This is a genomic window from Rhodomicrobium udaipurense JA643 (genome assembly GCF_000636015.1).
In the GTDB taxonomy this organism is placed as follows: Bacteria; Pseudomonadota; Alphaproteobacteria; order Rhizobiales; family Rhodomicrobiaceae; genus Rhodomicrobium; species Rhodomicrobium udaipurense.
In genome coordinates this window covers 1-24203 of the sequence record NZ_JFZJ01000049.1, presented here as the reverse complement: position 1 = coordinate 24203, position 24203 = coordinate 1, and the positions used below count along the sequence as shown (strand labels likewise).

Below are 24203 nucleotides of genomic sequence, written 5' to 3'. Positions count from 1 at the left end.
TCATGCAGCCTGCGGCCAGATCGGAGCGACGCCAATCCTCGTCGAACGCGGCGGCTTTCCACGCGAGCACCTCAGACAGCGCTCATATGCGTTCACTCGAACACGGGGCGATCCGCCGCCTTCATCGTGCCGCTTCGCCCGGACAACCTTGCTCGGATGAGCGGCGGCCACTCGATTCTCGATGCTAGGCGCGCGATGTTGAGGAATGTCTGCGCGAATGCCAGCGATTTTAACGAATGCCGGATGCCTGAGCGCCGCCCTGCGAAGGCTCTATCGTGGCTGCCCTCGCCGACAGTCGGCTCGCCAATCTCGCCGCCGATCACGCCTTCCAGTGGCGACGCCCGTCCAGCGGACGCGGTACGCCCGGTTGCCCCAGTGGACATTCTAGCGCCTCGCGGTCCCATCTGGCGGTTGTCGCCGCCGCTTCGTAGCTGCTCTGGAGAAAGACGAGAAGCGTCGAATCCGGGTCGGCCGCTGTCCTTACAGCGTCGTACGGGAGCAGAAACTCGCCAAGCGCATCGCTGAAAAACGCCGCGTCCGGCTCGACCGGCTGGTGCTTGAAGTCGTCCGGCGTCGGGTAGGCGTACGAGTAAAAGGCGGGGTAATCGATGCCGTTGCCGCCGGGCCAGAAGCCCGCACTCGACACTTCGTGCGAATAGGCTTCGCGGGTCACGTCGTCGGAGACGCCCGGCATGCCTCCCGGATGCAGCGGTGCGCGTCGCCCGGAAAAGCGCGTCACCGCGAGGTCGAAACTGCCCCAGAAGAAATGCACGGGGCTGCACTTGCCGATGAAACCGGTGCGGAACAGCTTGAACACGCGGTCCGCCTGGACAAGCGCGCGCCAGAAGCGGTGGGCGGCGTCGCGGTCGTAGGCGCGATGGATGCGGTCGTCGCGGAAGGGAATGGCGTTCGGAATTTCGGATGGGATCTCGTAGATGTTCACCGCGATATTGAGCCTGCCCAGCGTTTCCATCAGCCGCGCCTGAAAATCGGCGACCGTTTGCGGTTCGAGTTTCAGCTCGCGGCGGCTGCCCTCGCTCGTCGCGATGGTGAGGACGTGGTCCTGAAAGTCGAAGGCGATGTCGAAGGTTCGCGCGCCATAGGGAATCGGGGAGGTGTCGAGGCCGCGCGACGTCACGTAAAGCGGCACCTGCCACGAATGGTTCAGCCAAGGCGTGAGCGCGAGTCGCACCTTGCCGACGATCTGCATCCACAGTTGCAGCGTGGCGGCGGTGTCCTTCCATTCGGGGTAGGGAATGTCGGGCCAGTCGCGCGATATCGATGCCGAGGGCGAATCCATGCGTTTCTCCGGGCGCGCTTTCCGAGCCGTCGCGGCCCGGCCGGAAGCGCCAGATTCGAAGTTGCGTTTCGAGGCGCGAACCAGATGCGGGTCACTGTTCGCGCTGGCCGCGCAGAGTCATACAAACGAGACGCGATCTTGTGCCCGCAGCGATTCAAAAAGGGTGGCGAAGGCGATCCGGCGTCACCAGCGGCGGGGCAGACGGACGCGCGCGCGGAGATCGAGGTCTGGACGCTCAAGACCGGAAACGGATGGCAATGTCGAAAACGAAAAACGCCGGGCGAGTGCCCGGCGGTTCAATTTGATAAGCCTTCCCGGCTACCAACAAGCTTAGTAGGCCGAGGCAATCGCCTCCACGCCGTCCTTGCGGTAGATGTCGCGGCGGAACTGCACGGTTCCATCTGGTGTAGACCAGGCCGTAATATAGGTCCAGTACAGCGGAACGCGCTTCTTGAGCCGCACGAACAAACGCTCGCCCGACTGCTTCATGCGAAGCACCTGCTGCACCGACCAGCCGTTGTCTTCGAGCAGCCAAGCCACGAGTTGGTGAATGTTCTGCACGCGGATGCAGCCCGAACTGTCGGCGCGGAAGCTCTTCTGGAATACGCTCTGGCCGGGCGTGTCGTGCATGTAGACGCCCTGCGGGCTTGCGAAGTTGATCTTCGCGAAACCAAGCGGGTTCTCGTCGCCGGGCGCTTGCACATAGAAGTAGCGGAGCGGCGCGTCCGACGACCAGTCGATCTGCGACGCGTCGAGCTTTCTGCCCTTCTGATAGTCTTCGTGGGTTGCATACGCGTCGATCTTGTACTTCGCGAGCACATCCTGACCGCCACGGCCCTTCGGCACGAGGTCGTATTTCAACACGGTGGGCGGTACCACCCATTCCTTGTTGAAGTTGATTTCTTCGATTGCCGAGTTCAACAGCGGTGACGGCCGGTCCGGTTTGCCCACCACGCCCGCGTGGCGGGAAATCACCTGATTGTTGTTCACAGCCTCGATCTGCGCCGCCGGAATATTCACGATCACATATTTGCCGGCGGGCGTACCCGGCACGAGGCTTTGGAGCCGCGCGAGGTTGGTGCGAAGCTGGCGCAGCCGCGCGCTGGCGGGGACGTTAAGCGCCTCGATCGTCGTCTGGTCGAGGAAACCCGTTGGCGGAATGCCGTGACGCTCCTGCGCCCGCTTCACCGCCTGCTCGACATAGGAGTCGAACACCTCCGGATAGCCGCCATAGGCCTGAAGATCGCCCGTGACCTGCAAGCGTGTGCGGAGCTGGACGACAGCCGGATGGCTCATCCCTGTGCGAAGTTCGATTGGCGGAAGTTGCGGCCAGCCGCCACGCGCGACGATCTCGGCATATTGCTTGATCGCGGTCTTCGTGGTGGCGATATTTTCCTTGGCGAGGGTCGGGAAGCCGCGCTCGGGCTGCGTCTCCCACTCACGCTGAAAAGCGCGGTCTCGCATCGGCTGTTCCCAAGAATCGTCGGACTGGTCAAAGCCGAGCCAATCGTCGATCGAGCTTCCCCTGCGCTGAGCGTCCGCTCCGAAAGACCCAACGACAACCATGAAGGCGGCCGCAACGAAAGCAGCCATGACCCTCGGTTTCATCATCCCCATCCCGTCTCCAGCACTCAATTTGAAAGCAAACGCAACGCGATTTGCCGGTAGTAACCTTAATGCGCTACGTGCCACCGAATTATGTCTATAACGGGGTTATTTTCCCGTGGCGCCGAGGTCAACGGGAAAAGCCCCGATCCGCATGCCCAGCGCGGGACGCTGACCCTCGCAATTAGCGCGGCGGCAGCGGAAATCGCAATGGGCGGATGGCGGTAGAGTCAGGCTCCGGGGATTTTCTGCCACGGGTTGTGTCGGATAAGTGTCTTCGATCTGCCTCGGAGGCTCGCCCGAAACGCTCAAAGCTGGTAGCGGATCTGATCGCCCCAGAAACGCTCGAGCTTCACCGAAATCTGGTTGAAGTGCTTGAGGTCCGGCACCGAAACGCCGCCGACCTTTTCGAGCATGTTCAATTGCCGTTCTAGCAGGCGGTTCACCATTTCGGAGATGGCCTTGCCCTTGTCCGTCAGCTTCACCCGCACGGAGCGCTTGTCCGTGCGGGAGCGCTGATGATGGATGTAGCCGCTCTCGACGAGCTTCTTGAGGTTGTAAGACACGTTCGAGCCGAGATAGAGGCCACGCGTCTTGAGTTCGCCTGCGGTGAGTTCAACGTCGCCGATGTTGAACAGGAGAAGCGCTTGCACGCTGTTGACGTCGGTCCGGCCGACGCGCTCGAACTCGTCCTTGATGAGGTCGAGGAGAAGACGGTGCAGCCGCTCGATCATGCGCAGCGTCACCAGATAATTGGATTTCAACGACTGGTCGTCCGGCTGGACGCGTACGAAATCGGCGATCATTGCCAACCATCCTGAGTTGTATAGGAGCCTCTTACGCAACCTAGAGGCGATCGGTAAAAATCACCTTAATTGTAGCAACTTTTACGAGAAATATTGCAAGCCAATGCAATCAGAAGGGTATGCAACCGGTTTATATGCCAGATAGAATTTTCGTCGATTAGAGAATAATTTATTGCGCGACGGCGGTTCCGGCTCTCCGTGCGAACGAAACTATCGAAGCGGGAGCAAAAACGCGCCAAGGTGAGCGGAGGTGGACGGACAGCGCGATGCCATCTGTCAATGCGCTGGATTGCACGCCGTGATGGGCGGCTATCGCCCGAGTGGCCGCCTAAGTGGCACCCGACACACTAGCGAACGATTCGGCGATAACCGCGGCGCAGCCTCAATGCGGCGCCGGAGCGGCGGCACGCGCCCGGCTTCTCTTGGGCGCGTCGGTCTTCACCGTAGCCGCTTTCACGGCTGCGGGCTTCGCATCCTTGGCGGCGACGGCCTTTGAAGCTTTGGGCGCTTTCCTTGCGATGGCGGCGTCGGCCTTCGCGGCTGCTGCGTCGGCCTTCGCCTCAGCCTGTTTTTTCTGCTCGGCGGCCTCTTCCGCTTCCTTCGCCAGCCGCAACGCGCGGAGCTTCGCCATTTTTTCGGCGCGCAGCCGGGCCGCAGCCTCGATATCATGTCTGACGGCCTGATCGCGCTTCTGAAGAGCAGCGAAGCGATCGGCGGCTTTCGTTTTCGTGGATGAGGCCATAGGGATGTCCTTGTTCTTGCTCACTCGGTGCAAAACGCAAATGGTCGGCCCTGATCGCGGATTAGACCGCTCGCTGTGATCCAGAACGCTCCGCGTGCGACAGGCGGCGCGTTGGCGGCACGCGCATCATGCCGATCCAGGCGGCAGACCCGACATCGGCTGCCGCTTCTTAACGATTTTGATGATTTGGTGTCTCGGCGCCCTATTCGCAAGCGGCGGGGGTTGTGTAAATTCGCAGATGCACTAACGATGCGCGTATCGAGTTCGGTTCGTAGCGAAGAAACCATGGACGCCGCGGCGTGTTTCGCTGTCACCTTCACTGGGAGTTAACCAACTTTATTTCATGACGAAACGCATCGAAGACTACGCATTGCTTGGCGATTGCGAAAGCGCGGCGCTGATCGGTTTCGACGGGACCATCGAATGGCTGTGCTGGCCGAGGTTCGACTCCGGCGCGGTGTTCGCGTCGCTCCTGGGCGACGACGATAATGGGTGCTGGCGTCTCGCCGCCAAGGATGAAAAATCGCGACGGCGCGCCTACCGCGAGGGGACGCTCATTCTCGACACCGTCATCGAAACAGCGACCGGCAGCGCCCGCGTCATCGATTTCATGCCGCTCGGCCCCGGCAATACGCGCCGCCTCGTGCGCATCGTGGAAGGCCTCACCGGTGAGGTCGCCATGGAAACCGGGTTCCTGCTGCGCTTCGACTACGGGCTCATAGTGCCGTGGATCACGCGCGTCGACGGCGACGGTTTCGAAGCCATCGCCGGACCCGACAAGGCGGTGCTGACTTCGGGTGCGCCCATCGAGGCCGAAGGAGGGCGGCTGTTCGGCTCGTTCACCGTCAAGGCGGGCGACAAGGTGCCGTTCGTCCTCGCGCACGGGGCATCGTATCAGCCCGTTCCGCCGACAATCGATCCCTTCAAGGCGCTCGACCAAACCGAAACCGCCTAGCGCGAGTGGACCGGCCAGTGCACCTATGACGGCCCGCACGCCGAGATCGTTCGCCGCTCGCTGATCGCGCTCAAGGGCCTGACCTACCAGCCCACAGGCGCAATCGTCGCCGCGCCGACGACGTCCCTGCCCGAAGCTATCGGCGGCGAACGCAACTGGGACTACCGCTTCTGCTGGCTGCGCGACGCGACCTTCACGCTGCTCGCGCTGATGAATACCGGCTTCCGCTTCGAGGCCGAGGAATGGCGCACATGGCTGATGCGTGCGGTGGCGGGCAGCGCCCAACAGGTGCAGATCGTGTACGGCATCGCGGGCGAGCGCCATCTCGTGGAGAGCACCATTCCGTGGCTGCCGGGCTTCCGGAATTCGCGGCCCGTGCGCATAGGCAACGCGGCGGCCGGGCAGTTGCAGCTCGATATTTTCGGCGAGGTGATGGACGCGCTATATCAATCGAGCAAATGCGGGCTCGAACCGACGCGCGAAGCGTGGCACCTGCAACGCAACCTTGTTGAATATCTGGAGCGGATCTGGCGTTTGCCCGACGAAGGATTGTGGGAGGTGCGCGGCGGCGCGCGCCATTTCGTGCATTCCAAAGTGATGGCGTGGGTTGCGTTTGACCGTGCGGTCAAGTCGGTGGAACGCTTCGGCGTGGAAGGGCCGGTGGAGCGTTGGCGCGTTGCGCGCGATGAAATCCACGCACAGGTCTGCGCGGAGGGGTATGACGGGACGGTGGGCGCGTTCGTGCAGAGCTATGGGTCTACGGCGCTGGATGCGAGCGCGCTTCTCATTCCGATTGTCGGCTTCTTGCCGCCATGCGATCCGCGCGTGCAGTCCACGGTCCGCGCAATCGGCGACCACCTGCGCAGTGGCCGCCTGATCCGCCGATACGATACAAAGCACACCGATGACGGGCTCGACGGCGGCGAGGGCGCGTTTCTGGCCTGCTCGTTCTGGTATGCGGACAACCTCGTGCTTCAGGGACACCTCGACGAGGCCGAGGATTATTTCGATTACCTCGTCACGCTTGGCAATGATGTCGGGCTGTTCGCCGAGGAATATGATGAGGCGCGTGGGCGGATGCTCGGCAATTTTCCGCAAGCCTTCTCGCATGTTGCGCTCGTAAACACGGCCTGCAACCTCGCCGCGGCGCGGAAGCCCTTCGAGGAGCGTGCCGGCGCGACGCTCCGGGACGCCGCCTGATGGAGCCATGCCGAAAGCGCGCCGGAAGCCTCAACCGGCAAGTTGACTTTCGCTTCAAAACGCCGGATATAAACCGCTTAGCGTTTGATACGTGAAATCCGCGCGACCTAAGGCCCCCTCTCATTCGAGAAACCAAGTCCGCCGACCTTGACATTCAAGTGACGCGGCGCCGATCGGTGCGCTTACAACGATAGGGAAACCATGGTCTACGCCGTTATTCGCACGGGCGGAAAGCAATACAAGGTTGCGCCGCAGGACGTGTTGCAGATCGAAAAAATCGAAGGGGCCGCGGGCGACTCGGTGAACTTCGCGGAAGTGCTGGCGCTCGGCGGCGGCGAAGGCGAGCCGAAGTTCGGCGTGCCGCTCGTCAGTGGCGCGGCGGTCTCCGCAGAGATCGTCGAGCAGGGCAAGGGCCCGAAGGTCATCATCTTCAAGAAGCGCCGTCGCCAGAATTCGCGCCGCCGCAACGGCCATCGTCAGTTTCTGACGACTGTGCGGATTGTCGACATCCTGACGGACGGCAAGGCCGCTCCCGTGAAGGCCGTCGTTGAGGCTCCGAAGGCCGAAGCCGCACCTGCGGAACAAGCTCCGAAGAAGGCCGCGAAGGCGAAAGCCGCTCCGGCGGAAGGCGGCGAGGAGGCTCCGAAGAAGCCCCGCGCCAAGAAAGCGGACAAGGCCGAGTAATCGCGGCGCAGATATAGAGGCACAGGACAATGGCACATAAAAAAGCAGGCGGTTCGTCCCGTAACGGCCGCGACTCCGAAGGCCGGCGCCTCGGCGTCAAGAAGTTCGGCGGCGAGAAGGTCATCTCGGGCAACATCATCCTTCGCCAGCGCGGCACGGAGTGGCATCCGGGCGATGGCGTCGGCCTCGGCAAGGACCACACGATCTTCGCGATCCGCGAGGGCGTGGTCGAGTTCAAGGCCAAGCGTAACGGCCGGACCTTCGTGTCCGTGATCGACGCGGGCGAATAAGGAAGCGCGCGGCGCGGATCGCGGCGAAAGCTGCGGTGCCGCCGTTTGTGCTTCGAGTGCGGCAAGCGAAGCCACGGGTTTCGCGCGCTACTCGGAGCAGGCTTCACGCAAAAAGTTTCGCGGCTGGCGGCTCGTTTCGCCCGCCGCACATTGCTCGGCTACGGCCGAGTGGCGCGTTTGGAGTGCAGCGTTTCCGTTGCGCGACAATTAGAGATCTGGCGCCGCCGTGGCGCTTCCCGCTCCGGCGAGCATGCCGCATTGTGAGGGGCGGTCGACATGAGCAATCGGTTACCGTTGGTCCGGACTGCGGGCGAACTGCGCAAGACCGTTCAGGGTTGGCGCAAGCACGGCGAGAAGGTAGCGCTCGTACCCACCATGGGCGCGTTGCACGATGGACACCTGTCTCTCATCAAACTCGCGAAGAAGTACGCGGATCGCGTGGTGGTCTCCGTCTTCGTCAATCCCACGCAATTCGCGCCTCATGAAGACTACAACTCCTATCCGCGCACCGAAGAGCAGGACTGGCACAAGCTAGCCGCTGGCGGTGCGGACGCGATGTATGCGCCCAATGTGCACGAAGTCTATCCGGGCGACTTCGCCACGCGCGTTGAGGTGGCGGGCGTTACGCAGACGCTCGAAGGCATCTCGCGGCCGCATTTCTTCTCCGGCGTGACGACCATCGTCGCGAAGCTCTTCCTGCAATGCCTGCCGGACGTGGCTTTGTTCGGCGAGAAGGACTACCAGCAGCTTCTCGTCATCAAGCGCATGGTCAAGGATCTGAACTTCCCCATCGTCATCGTGCCCGGCCCGATTTTGCGCGAGCCGGACGGCCTCGCGATGTCGTCGCGCAACGTCTATCTCGATGCACGCGAGCGCGGGCTCGCTCCGCAGCTTCATGCCGTCATCAAGGATATGGCGTTCGATCTCGTGGCCGAGCGCGAGGTTGAGGAGACGCTGGCGCAGGGCGTCGCGCGGCTCGAAAGCGCCGGTTTCCGTGTGGACTATCTCGAAATACGCGATGCCGAGACGCTGCTCCCGCTCGAAGGGATCGTGCGCCAGCCCGCGCGCGTGCTCGCCGCCGTCTATCTCGGCCGCGTGCGTCTCATCGACAACGTAGCCGTCCTGCCCGAATAACCCGGCCGCCGAAGCGGTTGCCTTATACGCGAGCGGCGCTCCTGCCTTGGAAGAGCGAAGCTGGCGGGCGTGGGAAGACCCGCCAGCCCTCGCACGCCCTCAATGGGCGCGGAGCCGTTTTCGCGTCATCAATGTCGACGGCCGATCTCCCGCGAGCCGGTATGCCGCTTCGCCTGAAACCGCTTCAACTGCCTGATGACGCGCTATCCGCCGATCAGTCCCTCGTCATGTCCAGTGCAGCGAATTGCCAGAACTGACAGGGGTCAAACTGTGCCTCACAGCTTGTAGTTCAAGCCGATGCGGACGAGATCGAGATCGCTTTCCAGTTTGTAATTCTGCGTCGCGCTATAGTTGCCCGGAAAGCCGGTGGCGCCGGTCAGGTCTTCGAAGCCGGCGTGCAAATATTCGGCCTTCACCGAAAGGCGCTCGGTCAGGAAGTGTTCCACGCCGCCGCCGACCACCCAGCCCGACCGCCAGTCCGTGCCGAACGAACTTTCGTTCGTGTTGTTGCCGGAAATCGTCTCGTTGGTGTGAAGCGCCGCGTAACCCGCTGTGCCGTAGATAAGCGTGCGACCGAGCGTGTAGCCAAGGCGCCCGCGCAACGTAAACAGGCCGTCCCAGCCGCCCGTCCAGTAATGCCCGTCGAAAACAGCCTTGCCCTGATCGCCTTGCAGGCCGAGCCAGCTGAAATCGGCTTCAGCGCCGATCAACCAGGTTGGTGCAATCTGATAGTTGTAGCCGACGGTGCCGCCGAGCACGATGCCGTCCGGGTCGTTCGTATCGACGCCATGCTCATCGTTAGCGTTGGCGCTGACGGACGCTTTCGAGCCGCCGGAGCCGTAGCCGATCGTGGCCCCGTAGTAGGCACCGGCCCAGTTCCATGGTACCTCGACGTAAGGAGCATCCTTCAAGCCGCCCGGCGCCGATTTGGCAATATCCGTAGCATTAACCCCGCCCGTCGCTGCAACCGTAAGTGTTACAACCGTAAGAATGGCTTTGTAGCCCATTGTTCTCTCCAAATATGGAAGAACCGTCGCCAATATAGGACGCACGAATTCTTCCGCTTCAGCCGGAAATAAGAGAGATTAGCAACGGGATGACGTTTGCTGATTTGATTGTCGGCAAATTGACCGAATGCAGTCGGGAAAGCCTTTTATAAGACCGGAGTTTGTCTCCACTCTGGGTTTAATTTGTTGAAAATTATAACTATTTTTACAGAATGAGGCAACTGGCATACGGGTATGCCATATTTCACGAACGTTTTCCGATGCGAACCGTAACGGTTGGCGACAGCTGGCGGCGGGCAATAACCTCCGAAGGCGATGTGATTCGCGCCACACGCGGGCGCGGTCCGAAGGAATAGGTGATGAGGTCGAAGCCAACGGCGTCGCTTCGACCTGGAGAAAGGAAAGGTTCAAGGCCACCCTCAAGCTTGACAGCACCACAATAATCGTATTCATGTACCGCAATACCATTTTCAGGAGGTCGCCCATGTCTGTCGGCAAGAACGCGTTTCGTTGGGATGATCCGCTTCTGCTCGAAGACGCCCTGACGGAAGAGGAAACGATGGTTCGCGATTCCGCGCGATCCTACTGCCAGGACCAGTTGCTGCCGCGCATCCGCGAGGCGAACCGGCATGAAGTCTTCGACTGCGCGGTGATGACGGAGATGGGCAGTCTCGGCTTTCTCGGTTCGACGCTGCCCGAGGTTTACGGCGGCGCAGCCGTGAACTATGTCTGCTACGGTCTCATTGCGCGCGAGGTCGAGCGCGTGGATTCCGGCTACCGCTCGGCTATGAGCGTGCAGTCGTCGCTGGTGATGTACCCCATCTACGCCTATGGCTCCGAGGACCAGCGCCGCAAATATCTGCCAAAACTCGCTCGCGGTGAGTGGATCGGGTGTTTCGGCCTGACAGAGCCAGATGCTGGCTCGGACCCCGGCAGCATGAAAACCCGCGCGCGCAAGACGGATGGCGGGTGGCTCCTCTCGGGCTCCAAGATCTGGATCACCAATTCGCCGGTTGCCGATGTCTTTGTGGTCTGGGCGAAAGACGATGAAGGCATCATCAAGGGCTTTATTCTCGAAAAGGGGATGAAGGGTCTGTCCGCGCCCAAGATCGAGGGCAAGTTCTCGCTGCGTGCCTCGATCACGGGCGAAATCGTGATGGAGAGCGTTTTCGTTCCCGACGAAAACAGACTTCCCAATGTGGAAGGGCTGAAAGGCCCGTTCGGCTGCCTTAACCGCGCGCGCTACGGCATCGCCTGGGGTGTGCTGGGTGCGGCGGAGTTCTGCTTCCACGCGTCGCGGCAATACACGCTCGACCGCAAGCAGTTCGGTCGGCCGCTAGCCAACGCCCAGCTCGTGCAACTGAAACTCGCCAATATGGAGACTGAGATCGCGCTCGGGCTTCACGCTTGCCTGCGGCTCGGACGCCTCTTCGATGAGCACAAGATGGCTCCCGAGATGATCTCCATGCTGAAGCGCAACAATTGCGGCAAGGCGCTCGACATCGCGCGCATCGCGCGGGATATGCACGGAGGCAACGGCATCTCCGACGAGTTTCACGTCATCCGCCACGCCATGAACCTTGAGGCCGTCAACACCTACGAAGGCACGCACGACGTGCATGCGCTGATCCTCGGCCGCGCGATCACCGGCCTCAACGCGTTCGGCGGTTGAGTCATGGCAACATGCTCGACATCCCCGATCGAAGCGCGCCCTCGCATCCAGCCGCAGCAACCCCCGGAGGGTTCACTCGTCGAGGTGGCGGACGGGATTTTTTGGGCGCGCATGCCCCTGCCGTTTGCGCTCGATCATGTGAATGTATGGCTGCTGCGCGACGGCGAGGGCTTCACCCTGATCGATACCGGGATGGCCGATGCAAGAACGCGAGGTCTCTGGGAGCGGATCTTCGCAGAACAGCTAGGCGGTTTGCCCATCACTCGCCTGATCTGCACGCATCACCACCCTGACCATATGGGGCTTTCGAGCTGGTTCCATGCGCGCTTCGGCGTGAGAATGACCACGACAATCGGCGAATGGACTCACGGTCGGCTGGGCTGGCTTGAAAGCGGCGAGGACTTCCTCGCTCATGCGAGCGATCATTTTGTCCGCTTCGGACTTCGCGATGAGCCGCTTCGTCTGGCGATAGCCGAGGGCAACAACTACCGCAAATATATCGATCCGATCCCGCTCGATTTCGTACGGATCGGCGATGGCGACCGCCTGTCGATCGGTGGCCGCGAGTGGCGCGTGCTGACTTTCAGCGGACATTCTCCGGAACATGTCTGCCTCTGGTGTCCGGAAGCCGACGTGCTGATTGCCGGCGATCAGGTTCTTCCCAGGATCAGCCCGACAATCGGGGTCTGGAGCAACGAACCCGAGGCCAATCCGCTTGGCGGATTCTTCGCCTCGCTGGACCGTCTGATGACGCTTTCGGACGCCGCGCTCGTCCTGCCGTCTCACGGGCTTCCGTTCACTGGGTTGAGGCAGCGCTGCGAGGCGCTGAAGGCGCATCACGACGAACGGTTGAAGCATACACTCGACAGCTGCGGCGATCCGTCATCGGGCGCGGATGTCATGGAAAGGCTTTTCCCGCGGACGCTCAGCGGCCACGATCTCCTTTTCGCCGTCGCGGAAACGCTGTCACATCTCAATTATCTGATCGCGGAGGGATGCATAGAATATAGCGCATGCGAGAAACAAAATATCAAATATAAAGCAAAATAATTGCATTTATTACCCTGAATGATATCAGGGAAGATGCAACCCGGTTCGAGTCGGCTGTCGAACCGGTAAATCAAGGGCACCTAGGGGTGGGGAAATGACGAAGAGAAAAGCGCGCCTTGGCGGCGCGAGCGGGCTGTTTGCGTGCGCCGCGACGGCGTTGGTAATGCTGTCGCCCGCCGGTGCGGCGGATTTCTGGATCGATACGATCAAGGACCCGTTGCCGGAGAAACTCAGTTGGAAGGGTATCACTGTGTACGGCGTTATCGACGTCAACTACACGTGGCAGTCGAAGGGCCAGCCATTCGACGACGCTCTCTATCCGGGCACCATCTACGGTCTTCTCGGAGCACCCGGCGCTCACAAGGCGTATTGGGGTTTTGCCCAGAGCGGCCTGTCTCAATCCTCCGTCGGCGTCAAGATCGAAGAGCCGCTGGGCGAGGGATGGTCCGTCGTCGGAAAATTCGACACCGGTTTCAATCCGCTTTCGCTTGAGCTTTCCGATGCCTGCGCGAGCCTCTCGAACAACAGCGGAACATCGCTGCGCCAGCAGACCGCGAATGTTGACGGCTCGCGCTGCGGACAAGCCCTCAACGGCTCCGCCTTCGCAGGCATCAGCAACGCGAATTACGGCACGCTGACTTTCGGCAGGCAGAACGCGTTCAATCTCGACTCCGTCATCGCATACGATCCGATGGGTGCGTCTTACGCGTTCTCGTTCATCGGTATGGTCGGTGTCACGGCAGGCATGGGGTCTACCGAAGCCGCGCGGTGGGACAACTCCATCCGCTACACCTACAATTTCGGCGCCTTCCACGCGGGCGCGATGTACGCCTTCGGTGCGGAAGACACAGCGATCCACGCCGATGCCTACGGCCTCAATGTCGGTGGCAAATGGCAAGGGCTTTCCGTCGATGCCGTGTTCGCGCAAGAGAACAGCGTCGTCAATGCAGGCAGGCTTGCCACCTACCAGAAGAATGCGTTGGCCGCGACCATCACCGATAATACGTCGGCCTCCATCATGGGCAAATACACCTTCAATCTCGGTGGCGGTTTGAAGGACGCGCCTGGCGACAAGCTGACCGTATACGGCGGATATCAGTACACGGTGCTTTCAAATCCCGACGATCCGTTGACCGGTTATCACACGACCATCGGCGGCTACCGGCTGGCGAGCATCAACAATCAGGCTTACCAGACCGACCGGATACTCAATCTCGTCTTCGCTGGCGCGAAATATGAGATGCCGTCCGGCTGGAGCTTCGCCGCTGGCTGGTATCACTTCAGCCAGAACTCATGGGTATCGAACGCCAACGGCAAATGCTCGTCCAGCGCGTCCTCAAATTGCAGCGGCGATTACGATCAGGTGTCGTTCATGGTGGACTACGCCATCAACAAGCATCTCGATGTCTATTCGGGCATAGGCTACACGGCAGGAAGCGACGGCCTCGTCGCCGGCTACCTCTCGGATAGCGACACCTATGTCGTAACAGGCATGCGCCTGAAGTTCTGACGGCGGTACCGAACGAGCCACGTTGGCTCGTTCGACAATGGCGATCCGCATGTGGCCGGATCCCCGGAAATGGGAGAGTTCTCGATAGTAGGGTTCGGCGGTCCAGCAGCGGTCGCCGCGCCATCGCTGGCCTGCGCCTTGTCGCAGGGGCGATCAATAGCCGGAGCAACGGCCTGCCAACGGGCAGGGAACCGGGCGGTCTCTTTCGCTCGAACCACACGAGGTGAGCACCGAAGCATGGTGCAAGACGCGATCCAGAGAAGCCTGCCTGACGAACGATAAAATGAAGCGAAAGCTCAAAGGGGAGAGAAAAACATGATCAACAGACGCCGCCTACTCATACTCGCAGGTGCAGCGGGCGCATCCAGCATCGCAGCGCCGTTCATTCGGCCTTCCTGGGCGCAGGCGAACACGCTGAAGATCGGCCTGCTCCTCCCGTCCTCGGGCACCTATGCTCCGCTTGGCGTAGCGATCACCCGAGCGATGGAGCTTTACGCCAAGCAACAAGGCGGCAAGCTCGCCGGCCGCGACATTGTCTTCGTCAAGGTCGATGACGCGTCCGAACCGGCCAAGGCGACGGAGAACACGACCAAGCTGATATCCGGCGAAAAAGTCGACGTGCTCGTGGGCACCGTCCACTCGGGCGTCGCCATGGCAATGGCCAAAATGGCGCGTGAAGACGGATTGCCGACGCTCATTCCGAACGCCGGCGTGGACGCGATGACGCGCGGCGGCTGCGCACCGAACATTTTCCGCACTTCATTCGGTAACGGTCAGGTCGGCGATGCAACCGGGCAAGCGATGCTGAAAGCTGGCATCAAGAGGGCAGTCACCGTTACGTGGAAATATGCGGCAGGCGAGGAAATGGTTGCTGGCTTCAAGAAAGCCTTCATCGCTGGCGGCGGCGAAATCGTCAAGGACATCACGCTGCCCTTCCCGGACGTAGAGTTTCAATCGATCCTCGCTGAAGTCGGCTCACTCAAGCCGGACGCGGTGTATTCGTTCTTCGCTGGCGGCGGCGCCCTCAAGTTCATCAAGGACTATGCCGGCGCCAAGCTCAACGAGAAGATACAACTCTGGGGGCCGGGCTTCCTTACGGACGGCATCGAGAAGGCGGCCGGACCCGCGGGCGACGGCGTCAAGACTACGCTTCACTACGTCGAAAGCCTCGATAATCCGGAAAACAAGAAGTTCTCCCAGGATTTCATGGCGGAATACAATGTAGCGCCGGACGTCTACGCCGTACAGGGATGGGACGCCATGCAGTTGCTGCGCATCGGCCTCGAAGCCGTCGGTGGCGATACGAAGAAGCGGCCGGAAATGTTCGCCGCCATGCGCAACGCCTCGTTCGATAGCCCGCGTGGACCTTTCAAACTCGGAACCTCGCACAATCCAATTCAAAATTTCTACCTGCGTGAATTGCGCGGTGGCGAAAACAGGCTCCTGGGGCTCGCGGCCGAAAGGCTCGCCGGCGACACCACCGGCTGCAAGATGACCTGAACGACAGTCTCGAACTTTTCATTCATCGCGGGGGCGTGTCGAGATCGACCGCTCCCGAAGCCCCCCGGATTGTGTTCATGAGCCTTGTCCTCGTCCAGATATTGAACGGGCTGCAATACGGCCTGTTGCTATTCCTCGCGGCCAGCGGCCTGACGTTGGTCTTCGGCATTCTCGGCGTCATCAATCTCGCCCACGGCTCCTTCTACATGCTCGGAGCCTATCTGGCGGTGACGCTGACGGCGCAATTCGGCGACATTTTCGTCGCGCTGGCGGTCGGCATTCCGCTCGCCTTCGTGTTCGGCGCGGCGATCGAATGGCTGTTCATCCGCCACCTCTACAAGCGCGATCATCTCCAGCAGGTTCTGCTGACTTTCGCGCTGATCCTCGTGTTCAAGGAAGTGCAGCAGACGCTGTGGGGCAATCACCCGCTCTCCATTCCGACGCCGTCCTACCTCTCGTCGAGCATCTCGCTCACGCCCGATCTGGGCTATCCGGTTTATCGCTTCGCGCTGATGGGGATCTGCGTCGCTCTGGCGCTCGCAATGATGTTCGTCATCCAGCGGACGCGGGTCGGCCGCCTGATCCGCGCAGCTGAATCCAATCCGGAAATGGTCGAGGCTCTCGGCTACGACTCTCGCATCCTGTACCGGATGGTCTTTGCGGCAGGTGTGGCGCTGGCTGCGGCCGCTGGCATTCTCGCCGCGCCGATCGAGAGCGCCTATCCGGGGATCGGCGATCGCGTTTTGATCATTTCCTTTGTCATCGTCGTCATCGGCGGCATCGGCTCCATCCGAGGCGCATTTCTCGGCGCGCTGCTGATCGGCCTCGCCGACGCATTCGGCAAAGTGTTCGTGCCGGAATTTTCCAGCGTGCTGATCTACGCGGTGATGGCGCTGATCCTTGTTGTGCGGCCTTCTGGCCTGTTCGGGAGGGCGTGAGATGTTGAAGACACCATCTACGCGCGCGTTGCTGCTGCTCGCCTGTCTGGCGCTGCTGTTCGTCGCGTTGCCGTTTTTCGTCGGGCCGTACGGCATCAAATTCGCGACGCGGCTCATCATCCTGTCGATCTTCGTCGTCAGCCTCGATTTCGCGCTCGGGCTCGCCGGGCTGATCTCCTTCGGGCACGCGGCCTTTTTCGGCGTGGGCGCCTATGCCGTCTATTTCGTGTCGTCGGATGAGGGCGCGGCGAACGTTTTCGTCGCGCTCGGCGCTGGCGTCGGGGTGGCGGCGGTCTGCGCGCTGGTTATCGGCGCTTTCGCCTGTCTGACGCGCGGCTTCTATTTCATCATGGTCACGCTGGCGGCGGGCCAGATGATGTTCTCGCTGTTTCACGACACCGATATCGCCAAGGGGGCGGACGGCGCCTACATCAACATCAAGCCGGACCTGACAATCCTGGGGCACACGCTGATCGATTTCGACGACCGCCGCGTGTTCTTCTATGTGTGCCTGGCACTGCTCGTGTTCACCGTCGTTGCCCTGTACATGCTCGCCAGAACACCGTTCGGGCGCGTCGTGCAGGGATTGAAGTCGAACGAAACGCGGCTGTCGGCGCTTGGCTTTGATGCCTATCGCTTCAAGCTCGCCGCGTTTGTCGTCTCGGGCGCGTTCGCCGGTCTCGCCGGTGCGCTGTTCGCCTGCATCGACGGCTTCGTGACGCCCGATCTCTTCTCCTGGCATCAGTCCGGCCTCGCAATCATGATGGTCGTTCTGGGCGGCGCGGGTACCCTGTTCGGACCGATCCTCGGCGCTCTTTTCTATGTCTCGCTCGAAGAGACCCTGAAGACCGCGAGCCTCGTCGGCGACTTCGTTTCGTCGCATTGGCTCCTGGGCACCGGCGCTGTGCTCGTCATCGCCGTTCTGCTGTCGCCTGATGGGCTCGCCGGGTTCTTGCGCAACGCGGCTCGCCCCGCGAAGAAAGCGTTGCTTCAGCCCCTCGGCGACGCGCCTGCCGAGCCACGCCGGGCGTCGATACTGGCGACAAAGGATCTTGCCAAAACCTTCGGCGGCCTGCGCGCGGTCGATGGCGTGACCATCTCTTTCGAGCCCGATCTCGTACACGCGATAATCGGGCCCAATGGAGCCGGGAAAACGACGTTCACGAATCTCCTGTCCGGCGCGCTGAAGCCTTCGGCGGGCGAGGTGACCGTCGACGGCGTCAATGTGGCAGGGGCTCCGGCATACAAGATAGCCCGACGCGGCGTCGGACGCTCGTTCCAGCGGACGAATATCTTCGCAACCTTCACGGTCGAGGAAAATTGTCGGCTCGCGGCACAGGCGCGCCATCCATCGGTGGTGCGTCTGACCGAGCGCCTGAGCGGGTCCGAACAGGCCAAAGTCGCCCATGCGCTCACCGTCGTAGGTCTCGCCGACAAGGCGGACACCATTGCTGGCGCCATGTCCAACGGCGAACAGCGCCAGCTCGAAATTGCGATGCTGATCGCAAGCGGTGGCAGCATCCTCATTCTCGACGAACCGCTCGCCGGTATGGGACCGGAGGAGACGCGGCGCGTGATCGACCTGCTGCGCGACCTCAAGAAGAACCACACCATCGTGCTGATCGAGCATGACATGGACGCCGTCTTCGCTGTCGCGGATACGCTGACCGTTCTGGCGCTGGGTCGTCTTATTGCGCACGGCACCCCCGACGAAGTTCGACGCAACGAAGAGGTGATTACTGCCTATCTCGGCGGTCACGCGCCAGAGATCGAGACCGAGGGAGCGAAGTCATGAGCGAGAGACCGCTGCTTGAGGCGCGCGGCCTCAACACGTACTACGGCGCGAGCCACGTGCTTCGCAGCGTCGATTTCCATGTCGGGCGCGGTGAGACGGTCAGTCTGCTCGGCCGCAACGGTATGGGGAAAACGACGCTGATGCGGTCGCTCATGGGCCTCGTCGTGCCGAAGAGCGGCGATATCCGCTTCGCCGGTGTCGAGGTGAGGGGCTGGCGTCCGAGCGCAATCGCGCGCGCCGGCGTCGGTTTCGTGCCGGAGGGACGCGGCATCTTCCCGAACCTGACCGTTGAGGAGAACCTCGTTTTCGCCGAGCGCGAAGGCGCGGATGGGCGTCGCGACTGGACACGCGAGGCGGTCCTCGACCTGTTTCCGAGGCTCGCGGAGCGTCGCACCAATTGGGGCAATCAATTGTCCGGCGGCGAACAGCAGATGCTGACAATCGGCCGCGCGCTGATGAGCAATCCCTCGCTGCTGCTAGTCGACGAGGCGACGGAGGGGCTCGCGCCGCTCGTGCGTGACGATATCTGGCGCACGTTACGACTTATCGCGGACAGGGGCGTAGCCATAGTCGTGGTCGACAAGAACCTCGACGACGTCGTGAAGCTCTGCCGCCGCCATATCATTCTCGTGAAGGGCCAGATCGTGTTTGAGGGCGATACGCGCGCATTGGCGGCAAACGACGACTTTGTGCGCAGCCAGTTGGGCCTTTGAAAAAGAACCCTCCAGCGGGTCGCGGTATCGCCGCGTCCCGCTCGTTCTTCCTTTCCCGGATCGTCGTGCAATCCTATATCTCGTAGAGATATTCGACATTTGAGCCCAGGTTGCAGCGAACCCAAAAGGCGACTGCATGTCCATTCAGAATTTGCAGTATTTTTTCGCTCCCAAATCGATCGCGGTGATCGGGGCGAGTGAGCGCCCTCGTTCGGTCGGCAATATTGTCATGCGCAACCTTCTGGATGGGCGTTTCGCCGGGCCGATACTTCCGGTCAATCCGCGAAGGGAGGCCGTGGCCGGTGTCCTCACCTACAAGACTGTTGCGTATCTTCCGCTATGCCCGGAACTTGCAGTGATTTGCACACCCGGCCCGGCAGTCCCCGGCGTGATCGAGGATCTCGGCAAAAGGGGAACCCGCGCGGCCATCGTCGCGGCCGACATGAGCGACCCCGATGCTCTGCTTGCCGCTGCCTGTCGGTACGACCTGCGTCTTCTCGGCGGGGCGAGCCTTGGCGTGTGCGTGCCGAAAGCGAACCTCTACGCGAACTTCGCCCACATGCAGGCGCACCCCGGCCGGGTGGCTTTCGTCTCCCAATCGGGCGCCTTGTGTGCCGCCGCTCTCGATTGGGCGAAGCCGCGCGGCATCGGCTTCTCCTGCGTCGTGTCGCTCGGCGACGCGGTCGAGATCGATTTCGCCGACATGATGGACTATCTGTCGAAGGACGAAGAGACGAAAGCGATCCTGCTCCATATCGAGACAATCCGCGAGCGGCGTGGGTTTGTCTCCGCCGCGAGAGCAGCCGCGCGCAACAAGCCGGTTCTTATCCTGAAGGGCGGCAATCGCTCCATTCGCCATCCCATCGGTCATTTCCTGTCGGAGACACTCGCCTCGCCGGATGGGGCCTTCGATGCGGCGGTCAAGCGCGCCGGGGCACTGAGGGTGTACTCCATCGACGAGTTGTTTTCGGCCGTGGAAACCCTGTCGCGTACGAAACAGGTGCGCGGCGAGCGTCTCGCGATCCTGTCAAACGCCGGCGGTGCGGCGATCATGGCAATCGACGAAATCAACACGGCCGAGCGAGGTTCTATCGCCGATCTTTCGGAGAAGACGCTCTCGCAACTGGCGAAGGTGCTGCCGCGCGGTCGACGCCCCGCCAATCCCATCGATCTTGGCGCAGGCGCGTCGGCGGACGACTATACGGCTGCGCTGAAGGTGCTTTCCGAAGCGCTTGAGGTCGATGGCATCCTGATTATCCATGCGCCGAATGCGATGACGGACAGTTCCGAAATCGCGCGCGCCGTCATTGAGGCGCAGAAACGCTACCGAAGCGGCGTGCTGGCGTGCTGGCTCGGCGGCGAGACGGCTAGGGCGGCGCTCGCCCTTTTCGCTGAAGCGGGCCTGTGCAGCTATAATTCCATCGGCGCGGCGGTCGGCGGCTTCGGCCATATCGTACAGCACCGCCGCAACCTTGCGATGCTGATGGAAACCCCTCCGGCGGATCTCGCGAATTTCGCGCCCGACCGCGTTGCGGCGCGGGCCATCGTTGAAAACGGTCTTTCGCGGCCCGATGGCGTGCTCAGCGAGCCGGATAGCCGCCGCCTGCTCGCGTCCTATGGCATTCCGACGCTCGAAAGCATTCTGGTCGGGACGGCGGACGAAGCAGCGGCGGTCGCCGAGCGCATCGGCTACCCGGTGGCGTTGACGCTGTCCTCTCCCGACCTGCCCCGAAAATGGGACGCGGGCGCGGTCGCGTTGAACCTCGAAAACGCAGGAGCCGTGCGCTCCGCCGCCGAAGGCATCATGCGGCGTGTCCGCGATGTCGCCCCCGAAGTCCGGATCGAGGGCTTTGCACTCCAGCGCATGGTGGTATGGCCGCATTCGCGCCAGTTGATGATGGGGATTTCCTGCGATCCGCTGTTCGGCCCGGTTCTCGTCTTCGGCGAGGGCGGCCGCGCCGTCGAACTCGTCCGCGATCACACGGTTGCGCTGCCGCCGCTGAACCTTCCGCTTGCTCGCCAGATGATCGACCGCACGCGCATTTCGAAGCGGTTCGAGGCGCACGGCCTGCGCCCGGAGGCAAATCGGGACGCCATCGCGCAAGCCCTGGTGCGCCTTTCGGCCCTGCTCGTCGATAATCCGGAAATCACGGCCTGCGATATCAACCCGCTGTTCGCGAACCATCAGGGAGTGGTCGCGGTCGACGCTCGCATCCAGCTCGTGGCGGCTGACGACACGGACCGGCGTCGATTCTCGATCCTGCCATATCCGTCCGGGCTGGAAGAAGCGGCGACGCTTCACGACGGCTCGGAGATTTTGCTGCGTCCGATCCGCCCGGAGGACGAGCCCGCTCACGCCGATCTCATTGGCCGAACGAGCCCGCAAGATCTGCGCTATCGCTTTTTCGGCTCCACGCAGAAATTGCAGCACCACCAACTCGCCCGCATGACACAGATCGACTACGACCGGGAAATGGCGTTCATCGCTTCAGCCACGGGAACGGATGGTCACGCTTCCACGCTGGGCGTCGTGCGTACAGTCACCGATCCCGACAACAAGCGGGCGGAACTTGCCATTCTCGTGCGTTCGGATCTCAAGGGAACCGGCCTCGGCGGCATCCTGATGGACAGGATCATCCGCTACCATCGCACGCGGCAAACCGAAGCGATCGGCGCACAGGTGCTCGCGGGCAACGAGCCGATGCTGAGGCTTGCCGGCAAATTCGGGTTTGAGGCTATGACCGGTGCCGATCCGGAACTTGTGGAATGCACGCTGCGCCTCATCGACTAAAGAGACGTGTGCTGCGCGGGCAGGGCGTTGCACGCCTTGCCACGCCCGCGCCGCGCGTCAGGCCCGTTCAATGACGGCGGCGATACCCTGCCCAACTCCGATGCACATCGTGACGAGCGCGTAGCGGCCGCCGGAACGCTGCAACTGCCGGGCGGCGGTCAGCATGAGACGCGCACCGGATGCGCCGAGAGGATGGCCGAGCGCGATTGCGCCGCCGTTCGGGTTGAGGCGGCTGTCGGATGGGTCGAGCGTCATGAGGCGGCAGCACCCGATGACCTGCGTGGCGAAAGCCTCGTTGATTTCGATCACGTCCATATCGGCCAAGGTGAGCCCCGCGCGTTCGAGGGCCTTCGCGGAAGCTGGGACCGGGCCGACGCCCATGATGCGCGGTGGAACGCCTGCGACCGCCGCCGCGCGCAGAACAGCCAGAGGCTCGGCGCCCGCCTTTTCGCCCGCGCGGCGGCTTCCGATGAGAAGCGCCGCCGCACCGTCATTGATACCGGACGAGTTTCCCGCCGTCACGACGCCGCCTTCAGCCAGCGGCTTCAGCCGGGCGAGAGTTTCGCGCGTGGTCTCGGGGCGAGGATGCTCGTCGGAGGAAGCCCTGATCGTCTCGCCGCGCCTGCCGGGGATCTCCACTGCTACGATCTCGCCTTCGTAGAAGCCTTCCTTCACGGCGCGCGCGGTCTTCTCCTGCGAGGCGAGCGCGAAGGCGTCCGCCTCAGTGCGGGAAATGCCGAGGTCGTGCGCGATGTTGTCCGCTGTCTCCGGCATCGTGTCATTGCCGTAAGTCGCGACCAGCTGGGGATTGATGAACCGCGCGCCGATGGTCGTGTCGTAAATCGCGGTATCGCGCCCATAAGCGGCCTGCGGCTTCGCGATAACGAAAGGCGCGCGCGTCATCGACTCGACACCGCCCGCCACAATCAACTCCGCGTGGCCGAGCGTGACGGCGCGCCCGGCGTCGATCACCGCGTTCATGCCGCTGCCGCAGAGCCGGTTCACCGTCGCGCCGCCAACCTCATGCGGCAGCCCGGCGAGAAGCGCCGCGTGTCGGCCGACGTTGCGCGCGTCCTCGCCCGCCTGGCAGGCGCAGCCGAGGATGACGTCTTCCACGTCCGCCGCGTCAAAGGGCGACGCAGCGAGCGCGGCGCGAATGACGTGCGCCGCCATGTCGTCGGGCCGGACGGCTGCGAGCGCGCCCGCGTGACGGCCGATAGGCGTGCGCAACCCGCCATAGATGTACGCGTCGCGCATCCGCTATTCCTCCGCGCGCAAACGGTAGCGCTGGATCTTGCCGGTCGCGGTCTTGGGCAGGCTGTCCACGAAGTGGAAACGGCGGGGAAATTTATAGGGCGCGAGTTTCGTCTTGCAGAAGGTGCGCAGTTCGTCTTCCAGCGCTTCGGTCGGTCTAGCCTCGTCGTTCAGCACGATCCAGGCCTCGGGCTTGACGAGCCCTTCCCCATCCGAGCGGCCGACCACCGCCACCTCGAAAACGGTCGGGTGTTCTATGAGCGTCGATTCGATCTCGAAGGGCGAACACCAGATCCCGCCAACCTTCAACATGTCGTCCGAGCGGCCGCAGTAGAAGAAATAGCCGTCTTCGTCGCGATAATAGGTGTCGCCGGTATTGACCCATTCGCCGAGCATCGTCTCGGCGGTCTTCTCGGGGTTCCGCCAATAGTATTTCGCCATCGACAGCCCTTTGATGAAGAGGCGCCCCGTCTCGCCGGTCGGCACGGTGCGGCCGGCCTCGTCGACGACCTTGGCGTCGTAGCCCTCCACGACAAGGCCGCTCGAACCGGGTTTGAACTGGCCGACCCGGTTCGAGATGAAGATATGAAGCGCTTCCGTCGAGCCGACGCCGTCGAGGATGAGCGTCCCCGTGTGCTCTCGCCACCGGCGGAAGATATCGGCAGGCAGCGCCTCGCCCGCCGATACGCACATGCGCAGCGACGACAAGTCAGGTGTCATGTTTTCCAGCGCCTGAAGCTGTGCTGCGTAAAGCGTGGGCACCCCGAAAAACAGCGTCGGGCGGAACGTCTCGATCAGGGCGAAGGTGTTCGACGGCGTCGGCTTCTCGTCGAGCAGAACGGCGGTGCCGCCGACCCAGAGCGGAAATGTCATCCCGTTGCCGAGGCCGTAGGCGAAGAACAGCTTCGCAGCCGAAAAGAAAACATCGTCCTCTCCTGCGCCGAGCGTTCGCACGCCGTAGAATTCACTCGAAACGACCATGTCGCGCTGAAGATGAACCGCGCCCTTCGGATTGCCCGTCGAGCCCGACGAGTAAAGCCAGAAGCATTCATCGGTGGGCGAAGCTTCGACGGCGGCGAACTCGGTGGAATACGGGGCGATGCGGCTCGCAAGCGTGTCGCCATCGTCCCCAATCTTCAGGACGAGCCCCGGCCGGTGCGGAATACTCGCGAGCGCGGCCTCGACGTCGCCAGCATATTCCGGCGAATAGACAAGCCCGGCACACGCCGAATTTTCGATGATGAAGGCGTAATCCTT

At 62.3% G+C, this 24203-nt stretch carries 18 protein-coding genes and 1 pseudogene; 12 read left to right on the top strand and 7 right to left on the bottom strand.

All coding sequences use genetic code 11. The annotated features are described in order from the left end of the window. Positions 1–319: 319 nt before the first annotated feature. The 4 genes from T281_RS09085 to T281_RS09070 all read right to left on the bottom strand — a co-directional run bounded on the left by T281_RS09085 (position 320) and on the right by T281_RS09070 (position 4453). Positions 320–1300 carry a DUF5996 family protein gene (locus T281_RS09085; protein ID WP_037237514.1) on the bottom strand — a complete coding sequence of 327 codons (981 nt, stop codon included), beginning with the start codon at positions 1298–1300 and terminating at the stop codon, positions 320–322. A gap of 330 nt (positions 1301–1630) precedes the next feature. Continuing rightward, on the bottom strand, positions 1631–2893 hold the full coding sequence (locus T281_RS09080; RefSeq protein WP_245269196.1) for a L,D-transpeptidase family protein: 1263 nt from the start codon (positions 2891–2893) through the stop codon (positions 1631–1633). 320 nt (positions 2894–3213) lie between these two features. Further along, complete coding sequence (locus T281_RS09075; protein WP_013418885.1) at positions 3214–3711, bottom strand: MarR family winged helix-turn-helix transcriptional regulator; 498 nt, start codon at positions 3709–3711, stop codon at positions 3214–3216. Between the two features lie 382 nt (positions 3712–4093). Beyond that, positions 4094–4453: a hypothetical protein gene (locus T281_RS09070; protein WP_052037299.1), complete on the bottom strand. Its 360-nt coding sequence runs from the start codon at positions 4451–4453 to the stop codon at positions 4094–4096. Positions 4454–4796: 343 nt separating this feature from the next. On the opposite strand from T281_RS09070, the pseudogene T281_RS09065 reads away from it, so the two are divergent. The 4 genes and pseudogenes from T281_RS09065 (at position 4797) to panC (ending at position 8716) form a co-directional block, all read left to right on the top strand. Beyond that, positions 4797–6608, top strand: a pseudogene (locus tag T281_RS09065) (glycoside hydrolase family 15 protein). A gap of 201 nt (positions 6609–6809) precedes the next feature. Further along, complete coding sequence (rplU, locus tag T281_RS09060) at positions 6810–7292, top strand: 50S ribosomal protein L21 (protein WP_037237506.1); 483 nt, start codon at positions 6810–6812, stop codon at positions 7290–7292. A gap of 29 nt (positions 7293–7321) precedes the next feature. Then, positions 7322–7582 (top strand): 50S ribosomal protein L27, encoded by a 261-nt coding sequence (gene rpmA, locus T281_RS09055; RefSeq protein WP_037237503.1) that lies wholly within the window; start codon positions 7322–7324, stop codon positions 7580–7582. A gap of 276 nt (positions 7583–7858) precedes the next feature. Next, positions 7859–8716 carry a pantoate--beta-alanine ligase gene (gene panC / locus T281_RS09050; RefSeq protein ID WP_037237500.1) on the top strand — a complete coding sequence of 286 codons (858 nt, stop codon included), beginning with the start codon at positions 7859–7861 and terminating at the stop codon, positions 8714–8716. A gap of 275 nt (positions 8717–8991) precedes the next feature. On the opposite strand, the gene T281_RS17675 is transcribed toward panC, so the two are convergent. After that, complete coding sequence (locus T281_RS17675) at positions 8992–9723, bottom strand: outer membrane protein (protein WP_052037298.1); 732 nt, start codon at positions 9721–9723, stop codon at positions 8992–8994. Positions 9724–10207: 484 nt separating this feature from the next. On the opposite strand from T281_RS17675, the gene T281_RS09040 reads away from it, so the two are divergent. From T281_RS09040 to T281_RS09005, 8 genes are all read left to right on the top strand, one after another. Further along, complete coding sequence (locus tag T281_RS09040; protein WP_037237497.1) at positions 10208–11395, top strand: acyl-CoA dehydrogenase; 1188 nt, start codon at positions 10208–10210, stop codon at positions 11393–11395. A 3-nt stretch (positions 11396–11398) separates the two neighbouring features. After that, the gene (locus tag T281_RS09035) at positions 11399–12445 is read left to right on the top strand and encodes an MBL fold metallo-hydrolase (RefSeq protein WP_052037297.1); all 1047 of its coding nucleotides are present in this window, start codon (positions 11399–11401) and stop codon (positions 12443–12445) included. Positions 12446–12539: 94 nt separating this feature from the next. Next, the gene (locus T281_RS09030) at positions 12540–13955 is read left to right on the top strand and encodes a porin (protein WP_052037296.1); all 1416 of its coding nucleotides are present in this window, start codon (positions 12540–12542) and stop codon (positions 13953–13955) included. A 315-nt stretch (positions 13956–14270) separates the two neighbouring features. Further along, on the top strand, positions 14271–15455 hold the full coding sequence (locus T281_RS09025; protein WP_037237495.1) for an ABC transporter substrate-binding protein: 1185 nt from the start codon (positions 14271–14273) through the stop codon (positions 15453–15455). Positions 15456–15532: 77 nt separating this feature from the next. After that, positions 15533–16393: a branched-chain amino acid ABC transporter permease gene (locus T281_RS09020; RefSeq protein WP_037237493.1), complete on the top strand. Its 861-nt coding sequence runs from the start codon at positions 15533–15535 to the stop codon at positions 16391–16393. A gap of 1 nt (position 16394) precedes the next feature. After that, positions 16395–18188 (top strand): branched-chain amino acid ABC transporter ATP-binding protein/permease, encoded by a 1794-nt coding sequence (locus T281_RS09015; protein ID WP_037237491.1) that lies wholly within the window; start codon positions 16395–16397, stop codon positions 18186–18188. Next, positions 18185–18901 (top strand): ABC transporter ATP-binding protein, encoded by a 717-nt coding sequence (locus T281_RS09010; protein WP_037237489.1) that lies wholly within the window; start codon positions 18185–18187, stop codon positions 18899–18901. Before T281_RS09015 ends, T281_RS09010 begins: the two co-directional genes overlap by 4 nt. A 136-nt stretch (positions 18902–19037) precedes the next feature. Beyond that, positions 19038–21692 (top strand): bifunctional acetate--CoA ligase family protein/GNAT family N-acetyltransferase, encoded by a 2655-nt coding sequence (locus T281_RS09005; protein ID WP_037237487.1) that lies wholly within the window; start codon positions 19038–19040, stop codon positions 21690–21692. 57 nt (positions 21693–21749) lie between these two features. Here T281_RS09005 and T281_RS09000 read toward each other — a convergent pair whose 3' ends face one another. Together T281_RS09000 and T281_RS08995 are read right to left on the bottom strand one after the other, a co-directional pair. Beyond that, positions 21750–22949 carry a 3-oxoadipyl-CoA thiolase gene (locus tag T281_RS09000; RefSeq protein ID WP_037237484.1) on the bottom strand — a complete coding sequence of 400 codons (1200 nt, stop codon included), beginning with the start codon at positions 22947–22949 and terminating at the stop codon, positions 21750–21752. Between the two features lie 3 nt (positions 22950–22952). Further along, positions 22953–24203: benzoate-CoA ligase family protein (locus tag T281_RS08995; protein WP_037237481.1), on the bottom strand; the 1251-nt coding region annotated here is incomplete at its 5' end.

Bases quoted from the DNA above. Each gene is read 5' to 3' on its own strand.
- T281_RS09010 (WP_037237489.1), top strand. From the start codon at position 18,185: ATGAGCGAGAGACCGCTGCTTGAGGCGCGCGGCCTCAACACGTACTAC.
- T281_RS09080 (WP_245269196.1), bottom strand. From the start codon at position 2,893: ATGGCTGCTTTCGTTGCGGCCGCCTTCATGGTTGTCGTTGGGTCTTTC.
- rplU (WP_037237506.1), top strand. From the start codon at position 6,810: ATGGTCTACGCCGTTATTCGCACGGGCGGAAAGCAATACAAGGTTGCG.
- panC (WP_037237500.1), top strand. From the start codon at position 7,859: ATGAGCAATCGGTTACCGTTGGTCCGGACTGCGGGCGAACTGCGCAAG.
- T281_RS09040 (WP_037237497.1), top strand. From the start codon at position 10,208: ATGTCTGTCGGCAAGAACGCGTTTCGTTGGGATGATCCGCTTCTGCTC.
- T281_RS09015 (WP_037237491.1), top strand. From the start codon at position 16,395: ATGTTGAAGACACCATCTACGCGCGCGTTGCTGCTGCTCGCCTGTCTG.
- T281_RS17675 (WP_052037298.1), bottom strand. From the start codon at position 9,723: ATGGGCTACAAAGCCATTCTTACGGTTGTAACACTTACGGTTGCAGCG.
- T281_RS09075 (WP_013418885.1), bottom strand. From the start codon at position 3,711: ATGATCGCCGATTTCGTACGCGTCCAGCCGGACGACCAGTCGTTGAAA.
- T281_RS09030 (WP_052037296.1), top strand. From the start codon at position 12,540: ATGACGAAGAGAAAAGCGCGCCTTGGCGGCGCGAGCGGGCTGTTTGCG.
- T281_RS09035 (WP_052037297.1), top strand. From the start codon at position 11,399: ATGGCAACATGCTCGACATCCCCGATCGAAGCGCGCCCTCGCATCCAG.
- T281_RS09025 (WP_037237495.1), top strand. From the start codon at position 14,271: ATGATCAACAGACGCCGCCTACTCATACTCGCAGGTGCAGCGGGCGCA.
- T281_RS09000 (WP_037237484.1), bottom strand. From the start codon at position 22,949: ATGCGCGACGCGTACATCTATGGCGGGTTGCGCACGCCTATCGGCCGT.
- T281_RS09005 (WP_037237487.1), top strand. From the start codon at position 19,038: ATGTCCATTCAGAATTTGCAGTATTTTTTCGCTCCCAAATCGATCGCG.
- T281_RS09085 (WP_037237514.1), bottom strand. From the start codon at position 1,300: ATGGATTCGCCCTCGGCATCGATATCGCGCGACTGGCCCGACATTCCC.
- rpmA (WP_037237503.1), top strand. From the start codon at position 7,322: ATGGCACATAAAAAAGCAGGCGGTTCGTCCCGTAACGGCCGCGACTCC.
- T281_RS09020 (WP_037237493.1), top strand. From the start codon at position 15,533: ATGAGCCTTGTCCTCGTCCAGATATTGAACGGGCTGCAATACGGCCTG.
- T281_RS09070 (WP_052037299.1), bottom strand. From the start codon at position 4,453: ATGGCCTCATCCACGAAAACGAAAGCCGCCGATCGCTTCGCTGCTCTT.